This is a genomic window from Streptomyces sp. RLA012 (assembly GCF_056270325.1).
Window position 1 is genome coordinate 10565234 of the sequence record NZ_JBWDPA010000002.1, and the last position, 13716, is coordinate 10578949.

At 71.4% G+C, this 13716-nt stretch carries 10 protein-coding genes and 2 pseudogenes; 4 read left to right on the forward strand and 8 right to left on the reverse strand.

What is annotated here, in order from left to right:
* The first annotated feature begins 35 nt into the window (after positions 1–35).
* Entirely contained in the window at positions 36–761 is a 726-nt protein-coding gene (locus RV986_RS48160; RefSeq protein WP_475924683.1) for a DUF2470 domain-containing protein, read from the forward strand.
* Here RV986_RS48160 and RV986_RS48165 read toward each other — a convergent pair.
* From RV986_RS48165 to RV986_RS48180, 4 genes are all read right to left on the reverse strand, one after another.
* Complete coding sequence (locus RV986_RS48165) at positions 729–1973, reverse strand: lactonase family protein (RefSeq protein ID WP_475923418.1); 1245 nt, start codon at positions 1971–1973, stop codon at positions 729–731. The two genes, RV986_RS48160 and RV986_RS48165, sit on opposite strands and share 33 nt — an antisense overlap.
* A gap of 192 nt (positions 1974–2165) precedes the next feature.
* On the reverse strand, positions 2166–3215 hold the full coding sequence (locus tag RV986_RS48170; protein WP_475923419.1) for a hypothetical protein: 1050 nt from the start codon (positions 3213–3215) through the stop codon (positions 2166–2168).
* Positions 3216–3279: 64 nt separating this feature from the next.
* Positions 3280–4554, reverse strand: coding sequence for an FUSC family protein (locus tag RV986_RS48175; protein ID WP_475923420.1), 1275 nt, complete (start codon positions 4552–4554; stop codon positions 3280–3282).
* 72 nt (positions 4555–4626) lie between these two features.
* Entirely contained in the window at positions 4627–5121 is a 495-nt protein-coding gene (locus tag RV986_RS48180) for an FBP domain-containing protein (RefSeq protein ID WP_475923421.1), read from the reverse strand.
* A 165-nt stretch (positions 5122–5286) separates the two neighbouring features.
* Between RV986_RS48180 and RV986_RS48185 the strand changes: the two are divergent.
* Both RV986_RS48185 and RV986_RS48190 read left to right on the forward strand, forming a co-directional pair.
* Positions 5287–5751: pseudogene (locus RV986_RS48185) on the forward strand (DUF3626 domain-containing protein); the annotation flags it as partial.
* A 251-nt stretch (positions 5752–6002) separates the two neighbouring features.
* Positions 6003–6961, forward strand: a pseudogene (locus RV986_RS48190) (phosphotransferase family protein).
* Positions 6962–7239: 278 nt separating this feature from the next.
* Here RV986_RS48190 and RV986_RS48195 read toward each other — a convergent pair.
* From RV986_RS48195 to RV986_RS48210, 4 genes are read right to left on the reverse strand one after another with little or no spacing between them, the layout of a single operon-like run.
* Positions 7240–8598, reverse strand: a complete 1359-nt coding sequence (locus RV986_RS48195; RefSeq protein WP_475923422.1) for a GH1 family beta-glucosidase — start codon at positions 8596–8598, stop codon at positions 7240–7242.
* Between the two features lie 29 nt (positions 8599–8627).
* Positions 8628–9521 carry a carbohydrate ABC transporter permease gene (locus tag RV986_RS48200; RefSeq protein WP_475923423.1) on the reverse strand — a complete coding sequence of 298 codons (894 nt, stop codon included), beginning with the start codon at positions 9519–9521 and terminating at the stop codon, positions 8628–8630.
* Positions 9514–10512, reverse strand: a complete 999-nt coding sequence (locus RV986_RS48205; protein ID WP_475924684.1) for a carbohydrate ABC transporter permease — start codon at positions 10510–10512, stop codon at positions 9514–9516. Before RV986_RS48205 ends, RV986_RS48200 begins: the two co-directional genes overlap by 8 nt.
* 14 nt (positions 10513–10526) lie before the next feature.
* The gene (locus tag RV986_RS48210) at positions 10527–11843 is read right to left on the reverse strand and encodes an ABC transporter substrate-binding protein (RefSeq protein ID WP_475923424.1); all 1317 of its coding nucleotides are present in this window, start codon (positions 11841–11843) and stop codon (positions 10527–10529) included.
* Positions 11844–12012: 169 nt separating this feature from the next.
* Between RV986_RS48210 and RV986_RS48215 the strand changes: the two genes are divergently transcribed.
* A complete protein-coding gene (locus tag RV986_RS48215) occupies positions 12013–13617 on the forward strand; it encodes an ROK family protein (protein WP_475923425.1) in 1605 nt (534 codons plus the stop codon).
* The last annotated feature ends 99 nt before the right edge of the window (positions 13618–13716 follow it).

Genomic DNA, 13716 nt, shown 5'->3' on the forward strand with positions numbered 1-13716 from the left:
AGGCTTACCTAAGGGAGGTTGGGATGGGTGACCGCATGGGTGACCGTCAGACCTGGACGGCCGCGCCCGCCGCAGCCGAGCGCGCCCGCTCGGTGCTCGCCGCGGCATGGTCCTGCGCGGTGACCGCGGAGGGCGGCCGCGAGGAACTCGTCGGCGCGCACACCGTCACCGCGGACGGCCGTGTGCTGCTGCATGTGCCGCAGGACAGCGCGCTGCTCACCGCTGCGGTCTGCGCGCCGCGCGGGGAGCCGTCCGCCGTCCTGGAGTTCGCGGACGTCGCGCCCGTTCCGGTACGCAACCGGGTCCGCGCCCGCCTCTGGATCGCCGGCTGGTTCGTCCTGGCGGAGGGGCACCTGGAGTTCCAGCCCTCCCGTGTGGTGCTGCGCGAGGCGCCCGGCGCGGTCGTGGTCGACCTCGACGAGTTCGCGGACGCCGCCCCCGACCCGCTGGCGACGGCCGAGGCCACCCTGCTCACCCACCTCGCCGAGGCGCACCCGGACGCCGTCGAGCGGCTGACCCGTCTCGTCGAGCCCGACAGCCTGCACGGCGCGGTCCGCGTCCAGCCGCTCGCCGTCGACCGGCACGGCCTCACCCTGCGCATCGAACGGGCGCGCGGCAACGGCGACGTACGCCTGCCGTTCCACATGCCCGCCGACGACGTCTCGCAGCTCACCGAGCGGATGCATGTGCTGCTCACACAGGCGAGCGCCGCCTTCCGCCCCCGCGCGCTACAGCGGCAGCGCACAGACGGCGACCGGTGAGACGAACGGCTCGCCCGCGAGCCGGAGCGTGCCACTGCGCGCGTCGACGTGGAAGACACTGACCGTGCCCGACCGCTGGTTGGCGGCGAACAGCAGCCGCTGGTCCGGCGAGAAGGCGATGTGGCGCGGAAAGTCGCCGCCCACCGGCACGGTGTCCAGCAGCCTCAACCGGGCACCGTCCGCCTCGACCGCGTAACGCGTCAGGCTGTTGTCACCCCGGTTGGCGAGGTAGGCGTACGACCCGTCCGACATCACCAGGAGCTGCGCCGGATAGCTCGTGCCCCCGCCCGTCCCCGTGGACTGCGGGTCGCCCGGGGTGAGCCGTCCGCTCGCCGGGTCGTACGCGCAGACGGTCACCGTGTTGTCGACCTCGTCGGCGAGGTAGGCGAAGCGGCCGCCGGGGTGGAAGGTGAGATGGCGGGGCCCGGCACCCGGTCGGGTGTGCGCCTGGGAGACCTCGGCGAGCGTGCCCCTGGACTGGTCCAGGCGGTAGGTGTAGACGGTGTCGGTACCCAGGTCGACGGCGAGGACATGGCCGCCGTCGGGGCTGGTGAGGCACTGGTGGGCGTGTGGTCCGTCCTGGCCCGGGCCGGGCGCCGGACGGGAGTGCGTGACCAGATCGGTGCGCTCGCCCAGCGCACCCGAGTCGTCGATGGGGTGCACGGCCACACTGCCCGAGCCGTAGTTGGCGCTCAGCAGCCAGCGCCCGCTCGGATGCACGGACAGATGGCAGGGCCCCGCGCCCCCGGTGCTCCGGGTGCCGAGCACCTGCGGCGGCGCAGGGGTCTTCGTGAGCCGTACGGCCGTCACGCCACCCTCCTGGCGCTCATTGACGGCGTAGAGCGTGCGGCCGTTGGGATGCGCCGCGAGGTAGGACGGGTCGCCGACACCGGTGAGGGTGCCGGTGGCCGTGATGCCGCCCGTCGCCGGGTCGTACGTCGCCAGGCCGATGCCCTTCCCACCGCCGTCCACCGAGGTGTAGGTGCCGAGGAACAGCCGACGGACGGCGGGAGGGGGAGCGGAGGAGGCGGCGGAAGGCGCCGAGGAGGGGAGACTGCCGCCCGTCGGGGGCGTGGCCTGCGTCGGCCCGGTGCGTGGCGCGGCCGGTGCCGGGACCGTCACGACCGCGGCGGCACCCGCGAGCGCTCCGACGAACCGGCGCCTGCTCCAGCCGTCGCCCGCGCCCCGCGCCGGTCCCGCACCACTGCTCATACCTGCACCTCGGGTGTCGATTGCGTCGGTCCTGACAGCCACCTTGGCCTGCGTCACCCGGGAAGTGCAAGAACGGCAATGGTTGTTGCGCAGCACGCAACGGGCCCATGCGCCTGCCGACCCGTCGTCCCCGCCGGACCTGCCGACTCGTCGTCCTTGTAGTGCCTACCGGTCCGCCGTCCTCGACCGTGCCTACCAGTCACCGTCCTCGACCGGCTTGTCCGGCGCGTCCCCGAGCGGCTGCACCTGGCCGGGCGACGGCTGCTGCCAGGGCTCGTGATCGTCGCCGAGCCACTCGCCGACCGGCTGCACCGATCCCAGCGTGTCGGTGGGAGCGAGGTCCTGGGCGTCGTTGTCGTAGTACTCGAACCAGGGCAGTCCGGCCCGGGTGTAGGCCGCGCGGTCCACGGGAGACGGCGGGGGAGCCTCGCCGGTGATGCGGCGCCACTCGGGCGGCGTCACGAGGTGGACGAACACGCGCCCGGCGGGCTCCCCGGCCCAGGCGCTGAGCCGCCGGTCGTCCCGGTAGACCTCCTGGCGCATGGAGCCGCCCACACCGAGCCCCATGGCCGGGGCGCTCCTGGTGCGGCTCGTGGCCGGGGGCGCGGCGGCAGGCGCGGCCGGAGCGGCACCGGGGGCCGGCGGGGCGGCTCCGTAGGCGGACAGGGTCGGGGCCGACCTGGTGTTCCCGGCCCGGCGGCGCTCGAACTCGCGCCACTTCGCGAGCTCCGCGTCATTCAGCGGGAAGGACTGCAGCTGTATGCCGCCCCACACCTCCTCGCCCGTGACCTGGCCCTCGACCGTGGCGCCGAGCCCCAACGGCACCGCCACGAACTGACGGACCGTGCCCTTGCCCGAGTTGATGCCGTCGAGCCACGGCTGGCGGGGCAGCACCACATAGTTCTGCGGGTTCCGGGCGAGCCGGGAACTCCACGGCTTGCCCGAGACCGCGCACACCTTGCCGGCGCCGACCTGCAGCGCGGCCGGTTCCGCCGAGCCCTGGAAGTCCAGCCACATGGCCTCGCGCAGATACACCGGCAGCATCACACCGCCGCGCGCACGCCACTCGGCGGGCACCGTGTCCGCGTGGTCCTCGACGCGGCGGACGGGGAACTCGCCGAGTCCCGGCGGCAGTTCGTGCGTACCCGTCTCGGGCAGGCGCAGCGTCCGCATGAACCGGACCCGCACACCCCCCGGCAACCGCAGCGTGTTCCCGTCGATCCGCACCGTGCCGTCGGCCATCCGCCCGCTCCCCCCGCTCGTCGCCGCCCGCTGTCCGGCGCGGCACGGTCTTCCTCGCCTCTCCTCACATAGAACGACCGGAGGCCGGAGGACGGTTCCGACCCCGGCCCGGCCTTCGCGGTATCCGCAGGCGTTCCGAGAGGCGTTCTCGCAGGCGGGTGAGGTGCGGTCGGCGCTCGCGCTGTTCGCGTGCGCCGCGGTCGAGTTCCTCCAGGAGCCGCCGTGAGCGATGTTCCGTGTCGAGCTCGTCCAGGATGCGGTTGACCTCCGTGAGGACGGCTCCGTGCAGATGCCACTGGCGGGAGTCCCGCTGCACCTCTTCGATCAGCAGCTGGGCCAGCTTGTCGCGGGTGGCCGCCGCCGTGCCGAGCTCCGCGGCGAGCCGGGCCTCCGCCGACTCGGCGCTGCGGCTGACGTCCGTGGTCACCAGGACGGCGAAACTCACCACGGCGTCGGCCACTTCGGACAACAGCTGCTCGATCACCGCGCCCACCTGCGGTTCGAACAGCGGCTCGGGGTCGCGCGCCTTGGCGAGGTCGGCGAGCGTGCGGGCGAGCACTCGCAGCACCACCGTGCAGATCTCCAGCGTGTCGAGGCCGGTGCGCAGCACGATCCGGTGCAGCAGACCCTCTCGTACGCGGGGATTGAGCTTGAGGCTGTCCTCGGCCTGCCGCAGCGCGGCGTCCACCTGGACGATGTCGTGGTCCAGCCGGCGTGCCTCGTGCAGCCGGGCGGTCGCGTGCTCCACGGGGGTGCGGCCCGCGGCCTCCTCGCCCATGCGCAGCATCAGCCGGCGTACCCGCCGTGCCAGATCCTCGATGGACTCGCCGGCCGCGCCCACCCACACCGGGGGAGCGAAGAGCAGATTGCAGCCGAGCCCGACCACCGCGCCGATCAGGGTCTCCAGGACCCTGGCCCAGGCCGTGTCCCCGACCCTGGTCACGCCGAGGACGAGCATGGCGCTGATCGCCACCTCGGGTACGAACTCGCTGACCCGGACGAGATGGCCGACGGCCAGCGAGGCGAGGATGAGCAGGCACAGACTCCACCAGGTCAGACCCACCAGGACGCTGAACGCGATGGCGACGACGACACCGGCCACCACGGAGTTCACCCGGCGGATACCGGTGGTGAGGGTGGAGTAGAGCGTGACCTGCACGACCAGGAGCGCCGTCAGCGGGGCGGTGAGCGGCGCGGACTCGGGGCTGAGACGCAGCGCGATCACATAGGCGACGGTCGCGGCCACCGCCGACCGCACCGACTGGACGACCACGGGTTCCTGGTGCCACTTCCGGATCTGTGCGCCGGCCACGGCCCATGCACCACGTACGTCTCGCATCCTTGGCCTGTTCCCCTTTCGAAGGTGTACCGAACGTGCTGATCGAGGCACCCCGCTCGGACCGCTCCCGAATCAGTCGTAGAGCTTCTCCAGGAACGCGGAGAGGTTGCCGACCGTCCGGGCGATCTGCTCCTCGGTCGTGAGGCTCTCCTCGAAGCGGCTGCCGGACTCCGGGACCTTCCTGCCGCGTACGTACAGGGAGCAGGCGAGGTCGGCGCACATGTACACACCGACCGAGTTGCCCTCGCGGCCGGCCGCGCCCGCCTTGCGGGCCGTCATCAGCGAGACCCCGTTGCCCGGGTGGGTCGTCAGGCACAGCGAGCACATGCTGCGGTGCAGGAAGCCGCGCTGCGAGGGGGGAAAGCGCAGGGTGATGCCGACGAGGCCGTCGGCCCGTTCGGTGACCAGATAGCTGCGGTCGGGCGCCCCGGGATCGCGCCAGCCCAGGAAGTCCAGATCGTCCCAGGGGCGCAGGTCGAGGTCGCGAGGGGTCGCGAGCCGCTTGGCCTCCCCCTTGGAGCAGTTGATGAATGAGTTGCGGATGTCCTGCTCGGTGAGTGATCTCAAAGGGGGCTCCGTAGTGGGGGCGATGACACAACAAAACCTAGGGGTACTAGGTTTTTTCTTAAGGTACATAGCCTCAGTGGAGGGATCCAATGGATTTCAGGGACGGCCGCACCCTGCGGGAGCGGGCCCTGCGCCATGTCGCGAACCGCTCACGCGGCCCGGCGACGGATCTTCGGTACGGCGTACGACCACGCGCCCGCGCACGAGCGTCCCGCGTACGGCGCTCTGAACTTCCGGCGCCAAGTCGTCGGCGCGGCGCCCCGTTTCGGCTCCTCGCACTTCCGGCTGACCGGCGCGGCGCTGCGCCGGGCCACCTTCTGCTACCCAGACAGCGCCGCCGAGCCCTCCGCCTTCGGGGTCGCGGCCGGGATGTCCCTGATCGAACTCCCGGTCGGGGAACTGCGCCGCCATCCGGACTTCCGCGGCCCGGAGTTCGTCGCGCTCGGCGCCCGGATCGCCGAGGACGGGCACCTCGACCCCAGGACCATCGGGGACGCCGTCCGCACCGGCCGCCACGAACCGCAGGACCTGAAGAAGGTGTGGCACTGCCTCGCCCGCTTCGGCGCGCCTCGGGGCGCGGGCACGGCCCTGGGCGGCCACACCCCGCGAGTCGGTACGCCCGGCGCGTAGGCGCGGGCCACCGGTTCCGTACGGTCGGCCGCGCCCCCGCAGGGCAGCGCCAGGACGCGGGCCTCGGCCGAGCCGGCCGGGCTCACGCAGGGCACCCGGTGTCCGCGAGGCCTCACCTATGCTGTACCGGGACCGTACGCCGGACGCGGACGAGGCGGCCGCCGCGAGGTGGGTGAGCGAGCTGATCGCGAACGGGCGTCACGTGGAGGACGTGTACGCGGCCGGGTGACCGAAGGGACGGGGTGGGGCGTATGACCGTGGACTCCTGGGAACGGGCACGACGGATTCTCGACGCGGCGGGACTGCCACCGGACCGTCTCGCCCGCTGCCGCCCGCTCGACGGTGGCACGTACAACACCGTCGAGGAGCTCCTCCTCACCGACGGCACCCGCTATGTGCTCAAGGTCCCGCCCCCGGAGACCGCCCCGGCCCTGCGCCACGAGCGTGAACTCCTCGTCTCCGAGGCGGAGTTCTACCGTTCGGCCGCCACCGTCGACGTACCGGCGCCGCGCGTCGTGGCCACCGGGGACCGCCATCTCCTCATGACGGCCTGCCCGGGCCAGGTGTGGGACGACACGCTCACTGATACGAACGGGCCGACCTGCGCATGGAGTTGGGCCGCCTGGTGGCTCGACTCCACCAGGTCACCGGACCCGGCTACGGTTACCCCTCCGGTGCCCTCGGCCCCCTCGCCCCGGACTGGCGCACTGCCTTCGCCACCATGTACGACGCCGTCCTGGACGACGCCCGTCGCCACCGGGCCTGGCTGCCCCGACCCGTGGACGACGTGGCCCGCACCGCGAAGGCGGCGTACGACGCCCTGGACGCGGTCACCGTTCCCCGCCTGGTCCACTTCGACCTGTGGCGGGGAAACATCCTGGTGGACCGCTCGGAGGGGGCACCCCGGATCGGCGGACTCATCGACGGCGAGCGCATGTTCTGGGGCGACCCCCTGGCGGACTTCGTCTCCCTCGCCCTGCTCGGCGACATCGAGCAGGACACCGCTTTTCTGACCGGCTATCAAAATGCGGGCGGGCCCGCGGACTTCGACGCCGCCGCCCGCCGGCGCCTCGCCCTCTACCGCAGCTACCTCTACCTGATCATGCTCATCGAGACCGTCCCCCGTGCCGTGGGCGACGACCACGTCGCCTGGGCCCGCAAGGCAGTGGCTCCGCAGCTCGTGGCGGCCCTGGACGACATCGGTCGGTAGGGAGTCGACAGGCGGGTGTCGGCGACCTGGGGCACGGCTGTGGAGCCGCCGTTCCCGGCAGCGGGACGGGCACGTCGCATCGGGTGCCCGTCCCGGGCCCAGCTGTACTTGTTGTACTGGAGGTCGGATGCCGCCAGGCCCGGGGGCGCTGCGGCCGTGCGGCATCAGGACGGCCTCGGTGCGGTGGCGCGACCTCGTCCCGTCGGACCCGCGCCTTCGGCCGGACGCGTGCTCCGGTCGAGGAACACGCAGGTCCAGCGCGAAGGCCGGGACGTACGTCAGGCCGCGCTGCGCCCCCTCTCCCGGTGGGCCCTGATGATGTCCGCGTACCGGTGCCCGCTCCCCTTCACCGTGCGTCGCTGGGTCTCGTAGTCGACGTGCACGAGGCCGAAGCGCTTGTCGTAGCCGTAGGCCCACTCGAAGTTGTCGAGCAGCGACCAGGCGAAGTAACCGGCGAGCGGGACACCCTTGCGGGCCGCGGACGCACAGGCGGCGAGGTGCTGTTCGAGGTACCGCGTGCGCTCGGGATCGTCGACGGTGCCATCGGGACGGACGACATCGGGATAGGCGGACCCGTTCTCCGTGACGTACAGCTTGTGGGCGCCGTAGTCGTCGGTGAGGCGGAGCAGCAGTCGTTCGATGCCGGAGGCGTCGACCTCCCAGTCCATGCCGGTGCGTTCGACGCCGAGCCGGCGGACCGTGCGAACGCGCGGGGCGGGGCCGGCGGGGTCGTCGGCGACGGCGGACGGGAAGTAGTAGTTGAGACCCAGCCAGTCCAGGGGCTGCGCGATGGTCTCCAAGTCACCCGGCAGTTCCGGGAGTTCGACCTGGTACACCTCGCGCATGTCCGCCGGGAAGCCGCGGCCGTGCACCGGGTCCAGCCACCACCGGTTGGTGTGTCCGTCCAGCCGATGGGCCGCCGCGACGTCCTCGGGGCGGTCGGTGGCGGCCTCGACACTGGAGAGGTTGTTGACGATGCCGACCCGGGCGCCCGGCGCCGCCGCGCGGATCGCCTGCACGGCCAGACCGTGGCCGAGGAGGAGGTGGTACGAGGCGCGGACCGCGACCGTCAGGTCCGTGAGACCGGGGGCCATGCGGCCCTCCAGGTGGCCGATCCACGCCGAGCACAGCGGCTCGTTCAGCGTGGTCCAGTGCTGGACACGGTCGCCCAGGCGCTCCGCCACGACCGCCGCGTACGAGGCCAGGTGGTGCGCGGTGTCGCGGGACGCCCAGCCACCGCGGTCCTGGAGCACCTGCGGCAGATCCCAGTGGTACAGGGTGACGGAGGGGGTGATGCCCGCCTCCAGCAGCCCGTCGACCAGCGCGTCGTAGAAGTCGAGCCCTTTCGCGTTGACCGGGCCGTCGCCGCCCGGCAGCACCCGGGGCCAGGCGATGGACAACCGGTAGGCGTTGGTGCCCAGTCGGCGCATGAGCGCGATGTCCTCACGCCAGCGGTGGTAGTGGTCGCAGGCGACGTCACCGTGGTCGTCGTTGTCGATCTTGCCCTGGGTGTGCGAGAACGTGTCCCAGATGGACGGCGAGCGGCCGTCCTCGGCGACGGCTCCCTCGATCTGGTAGGCCGACGTGGCCGTGCCCCACAGGAAGTCCTCGGGGAGTGCGGCAAGGTCGATGGTCACGGAAGTCCCTTCAGGGGATGAGGAGTCGGTCACTTGACGGCTCCCGCCGTCAGGCCGGCGACGAGGTAGCGCTGGAGCAGCAGGAACCCGGCGACCACGGGGACGCTCACCACGAGCGAGGCGGCCATGATCTGGTTCCAGTACACGTTGTTGAGCGTGGAGTAGCCCTGGAGCCCGACCGCGAGCGTCCGCGTGGTGTCGTTGGTCATCACCGACGCGAACAGCACCTCCCCCCAGGCGGTCATGAACGCGTAGACGGCGACCGCGACGATGCCGGGGATCGCCGCCGGCACGACCACCCGCAGCAGCGCGCCGAGCGGCCCGCAGCCGTCCACCAGCGCCGCCTCGTCCAGATCGCGCGGCACCGAGTCGAAGTACCCGATCAGCATCCAGATCGAGAACGGGAGGGAGAAGGTCAGATACGTGAGGATCAGGCCGCCGCGCGAGCCGAACAGCGCGATGCCCGTGGCGTTGCCGATGTTGACGTAGAGAAGGAAGAGCGGGAGGAGGAAGAGGATGCCCGGGAACATCTGCGTCGACAGCACGGTCACCGTGAAGACGCGCTTGCCGCGGAAGCTGTAACGGCTCACCGCGTACGCCGCGAAGACCGCGATCACCACCGAGCAGACCGTCGCCGCGCCCGCCACGATCAGCGAGTTCACGAAGTACCTCGCCAGCGGGACCGTCGACCAGATGTCGATGTACGGGCGGAACGTCAGACCGCTGGGCAGCCAGCGGAACTTCCCCGAGACGTCCGCGAGGGGCTTCAGGGAGCTGGAGACCATGACGTAGACCGGCACCAGGACGAAGCCGGTGAGCAGTGTGAGGAAGATCCGCCGGGACCAGAGGAAGGACCGCGGCGGAGCCATCGGTGAGCGGGGCGCCTTCGAGGCGCCGGCCGCCGCCTGCGCGGTGCTAGACATCGGCCGTCCTCCTTCCCCTTGAGGTCAGCAGCAGATAGCCGCCCGTCACGACGAGCAGGAAGAGCAGCAGCAGGACGGACATGGCCGATCCGGTGCCGAAGTTCCAGGTCACGAAGGACGCCTGGTAGATGTGGACCGAGATGAGGTCCGCGGCCTCCGGAGCGGCCTTGCCGAACAGGACGTACGGCGTGTTGAAGTCGTTGAAGGTCCATAGGAACAGGACCAGCACGAGGACCTGGTTGACCGGGCGCAGCGACGGCAGAGTGATGCGGCGGAGCTGCTGCCACAGTCCGGCGCCGTCGAGGGCCGCCGCCTCGTACAGCTCCCCGGGGATGTTCTGCAGTCCGGCCATGACGATGAGGAACGCGAACGGCCAGCCCTTCCACACCGACACCGTGAGCAGGGCGTAGAAGCTGTTGTCGCCGATGAGCCAGAAGGACGGTTTGTCGGTGAGGTGCAACTGGTCGTGCAGGACGTGGTTCACCAGGCCGTTGTCGTGCTGGAACATGAACACCCAGGTGATGACCGCCGCGTACACGGGCAGCGCGTAGGGGACGAGGAACAGCGCCCGCAGCAGACCGCGGCCCCGGAAGGTGTCCTGCATGTAGATCGCGGCCGCCGTGCCGATCAGCCAGCACAGGGCGACCGAGAGCAGGGTGAAGCCGACGGTGACGAGGAACGAGTGGAGCAGTGCCTTGCCGACGGGCGCGCTGAAGTCCACCGACACCCGGTAGTTGTCGAAGCCCGACCAGGGCGCGGTGCCCCAGTCGCGGATGTAGAACTGGGTGAGCTCCTTGAAGCTCATGAAGATGCCGATCACCATCGGCACCAGGTGGACCAGGAGTTCGAGGAGCAGGGCCGGCAGGAGCAGCAGGTACGGCAGTGCGACGCGGCGGATCCGCCCGGTGCGGCGCGGGCCGCGTGCCGCACCGGGGGAGGTCTTGCGCACCGCCGGGCCGCCGACCTCCGCGGAGGCGGTCGTGGTGGTCATGTCGGTGCTCGCGCTCACTTCTTCGGCATCTGCTGCTGGGCCTTTTCGAGCTCGGCCTTCACCGACTCCGTGGTGATCGCGCGTCCGGCGGCCGCGTCGGCGAACAGTTCCTTGACGGCCGTACCGACCGCCGTCTCGAACTGGGACTCGTCGGCGACCTGCGGCAGCGCGGCGGCGCTCTTGGCCAGCGTGTCCTTGAGAACCGTGTTCGCCGGGGTGTTGAAGGTGGCGTCCGTCTGAGCGGTGCTGACCGGCGGGATCGAGCTGTAGGCCGTGTTGAGGATCTTCTGCTCGGCGTCGCTGGTCATGAACTTCACGAACTTCGTGGCGCCGTCGAGATTGTCGGAGTTCTTGAAGACGGCCAGGTTGATGCCCGCGACCATCGAGTTGACGTTCGTACCGGTCCCCGGGGTGCCGGACTGCACGGGGACCGGGGCGATGCCGTACGCGTCCTCGCTCATGCCCTGCGACGTGAGATTGGCGGACGCCGACTGCCACAGCAGCATCGCGTTCTTGCCCTTGGCGAAGTCGCTCACGGACTGGTTCTGCGCGTACTCGGCGTTGCCCGGCGCGATGATCTTGTCCTTCGCCATCAGGTCGACGAACTGCTTGACCGCGGCGACCGCGCCGTCCGAGGTGAAGTCCGGCTTCCCGTCCGCGGTGAAGAAGTCGGCGCCGTGCTGCTTGGCGAAGACGAAGGCGTGGTGGATGTTCTCGGACGGGTTCGAGCCCTCCACACCGAGGCCCCACTTCCCGTTCCCGGTGAGCTTCTTGCCGTCGGCGATCAGCTCGTCCCAGGTGGCCGGCGGCTTCGCGATGCCCGCGTCGGCGAACAGTTTCTTGTTGTAGTAGAGCGCGTACGCCATCGAGTACAGCGGGACCGCGGCCGGGTCCTTGCCCTGGGCGCCCGTCGAACCGAGCGCGGACTCGACGAAGCGGTCCTTGCCGCCGATCTTGGCGAAGTTCTTCGCGTCCCACGGCAGCAGTGCTCCCGTGGCCTGCAGCGACGCGCTCCAGGTGTTGCCGATGTTGAGGACGTCGGGACCCTGACCCGACGTGGTCGCGGTGAGGATCCGGTTCAGCAGGTCGGACCAGGGCACGACCTCCACCTTCACCTTGATCCCGGTCTGCTTCTCGAACTTGTCGAGTTCGGGCTGGAGGACCTTCTTGTCGACCTCGATGCTGGCGCCCTGGTTGGAGGCCCAGTACGTGAGCGTCTTCGGCGAGTCGTCGGACCCGCCGCCCGTCGACGAGCCGCCGCCACAGGCGGTCACGGCGGTCAGCAGAGAGATGGTGACCGCACCGGCGGCCGCGGCTCGGATTTTGCGCATGGCTGCGTTTGTCCCTTTCCCCGAGGGAGAGCCATGAGAGCCGGGTGTGTTCACTTCTCGAACGCCCCTCATGGCTTAATTTAGGACGTGAGTTAAGACCCGCAAGAAAGTCGCGTCAAGGGATCGCGCAGCGGTATCTTGCAGGTCGGGTCGGCCGGAGGGGATGCACATGGCGGGGCGGAACGGGCGGACAGTGCGTGACCTGCGACGCGGCAATCGGACCGCCATCCTGCAACGGTTGTATTTCGACGGGCCGATGAGCCGCTTCGAGCTGGGCCCGGCCACCGGGCTGAGTTCCGGTTCCATCAGCAACGTGGTCGCGGAACTCGTCGCGGACGGGCTGGTCGAGGAGGCCGGCAGCGTCGACTCCGACGGCGGCCGCCCGCGCACCCTGCTGCGGGTCGTGCCCAGCAGCGGCCACATGATCGGCGTCGATGTCGGCGAGACCCGCGTCCGCGTGGAGCTCTTCGACCTGACCCTCACGGAACTCGCCCGCACGGAGAGGCCGTTGGCGCGCCAGGGATACGAGCCGGAGCGGCCGCGGGAGGGCCGCGGGCACGAGCCTGAACTGCTGTCCGGTGACGGCGATGGTGACGGCGATGGCGATGGCGATGGCGCCGGTGAGGGTGGGGGGCCTGGTGGTGGCGGTCGGGCGCCCGGCGGCCGGGGAGGCGATTCCGAGCGGCCGCTCGATGGCCGGGGGCCGGAGGGCGAGCGGCCGTTCGAAGGTCAAGGGCGTGTGGGTGAGGGGGCGTCCGGTGGACGGGGGCGGGGCGGGGCGGGGGCGTCCGGGGGGCGCGGGTGGGGTGGGGAGCGGCCGGTGAGGCGTCAGGAATACGACGTCGACGTCATCGTCGGCCACATTCGTGACGGCATCGCCGAGGTGCTGGCCGAGGCGGACATCGCCCCGGAACAACTCCTCGGTGTCGGCATCGGCGTCCCCGGCATCGTCGCCCGCACGCCCGAGTCGGGCGCCGTGGTGCACGGCCAGACGATCGGCTGGGACGCCGTCCCACTGGAATCCCTGCTCCGCACCGCCTGCCGACTCCCCGACACCGTCCCCTACTTCGCCGACAACGGAGCCCGGACCCTCGGCCAGGCCGAGATGTGGTTCGGCGCCGGACGCGGCGCCCGCAACGCGGTCGTGGTCCTCTTCGGCTCGGGCGTCGGCGCCTGCCTGGTCACGGAGGACGTGGAGCACGGCCGGTCGGTGGAATGGGGGCACCTGACCGTACGGGTCAGAGGGCGCCGCTGCCGGTGCGGAGCCCTGGGCTGCCTGGAGGCGTACGCGGGCGCGGAGGCGCTCCTCGACCGCTGGCGCGAGGAGGGCGGACGCCCACCGGAGGACACCGACGAGGAGACCGCGCTCACCGCGATGCTCACCGCGGCCTACCCGGCACAGGAGGGCGTCGAGCCCGACCCCGTGGCGCTCGCCGTCCTGGAGGAGACCGCCGAGTACCTGGGCGCGGGCCTGTCCGACCTGATCAACCTCTTCCAGCCCGAGCGCATCCTCATCGGAGGCTGGGCCGGCCTCCAGCTCGGCACCCGTTTTCTGCCCGCCGTCCGCCGGTACGCGGCCTCGTACGCCCTGCGCTACCCGGCCGAGCGCGTCACCATCGACCTCGGCCGGCTCGGCCCGGACGCCGTCACGGTCGGCGCCGCGATCCTGCCGCTCGCCGACTTCTTCGCGCGGGGCGGCCGACGCGCCGAGCCGCTGAGCGAGGGGCCCTCCCCGGCCTGGCGCACCGCGCTGGAGGAGCGCTCCCCGCACTGACCCGGGAGTTCCCCGCACTGACCCGGGAGTTCCCCGCACTGACGCGGGAGCGTCCCGCAGCTCCCGCTCGGCAGCGTCGGCCGCCCCGGCGGCGGGATC

What these genes read in the sequence shown, in the direction of transcription:
- RV986_RS48175 (WP_475923420.1), bottom strand. Translation starts at nt 4,554, where the DNA reads ATGCGAGACGTACGTGGTGCATGGGCCGTGGCCGGCGCACAGATCCGG.
- RV986_RS48170 (WP_475923419.1), bottom strand. Translation starts at nt 3,215, where the DNA reads ATGGCCGACGGCACGGTGCGGATCGACGGGAACACGCTGCGGTTGCCG.
- RV986_RS48210 (WP_475923424.1), bottom strand. Translation starts at nt 11,843, where the DNA reads ATGCGCAAAATCCGAGCCGCGGCCGCCGGTGCGGTCACCATCTCTCTG.
- RV986_RS48215 (WP_475923425.1), top strand. Translation starts at nt 12,013, where the DNA reads ATGGCGGGGCGGAACGGGCGGACAGTGCGTGACCTGCGACGCGGCAAT.
- RV986_RS48160 (WP_475924683.1), top strand. Translation starts at nt 36, where the DNA reads ATGGGTGACCGTCAGACCTGGACGGCCGCGCCCGCCGCAGCCGAGCGC.
- RV986_RS48165 (WP_475923418.1), bottom strand. Translation starts at nt 1,973, where the DNA reads ATGAGCAGTGGTGCGGGACCGGCGCGGGGCGCGGGCGACGGCTGGAGC.
- RV986_RS48200 (WP_475923423.1), bottom strand. Translation starts at nt 9,521, where the DNA reads ATGTCTAGCACCGCGCAGGCGGCGGCCGGCGCCTCGAAGGCGCCCCGC.
- RV986_RS48205 (WP_475924684.1), bottom strand. Translation starts at nt 10,512, where the DNA reads ATGACCACCACGACCGCCTCCGCGGAGGTCGGCGGCCCGGCGGTGCGC.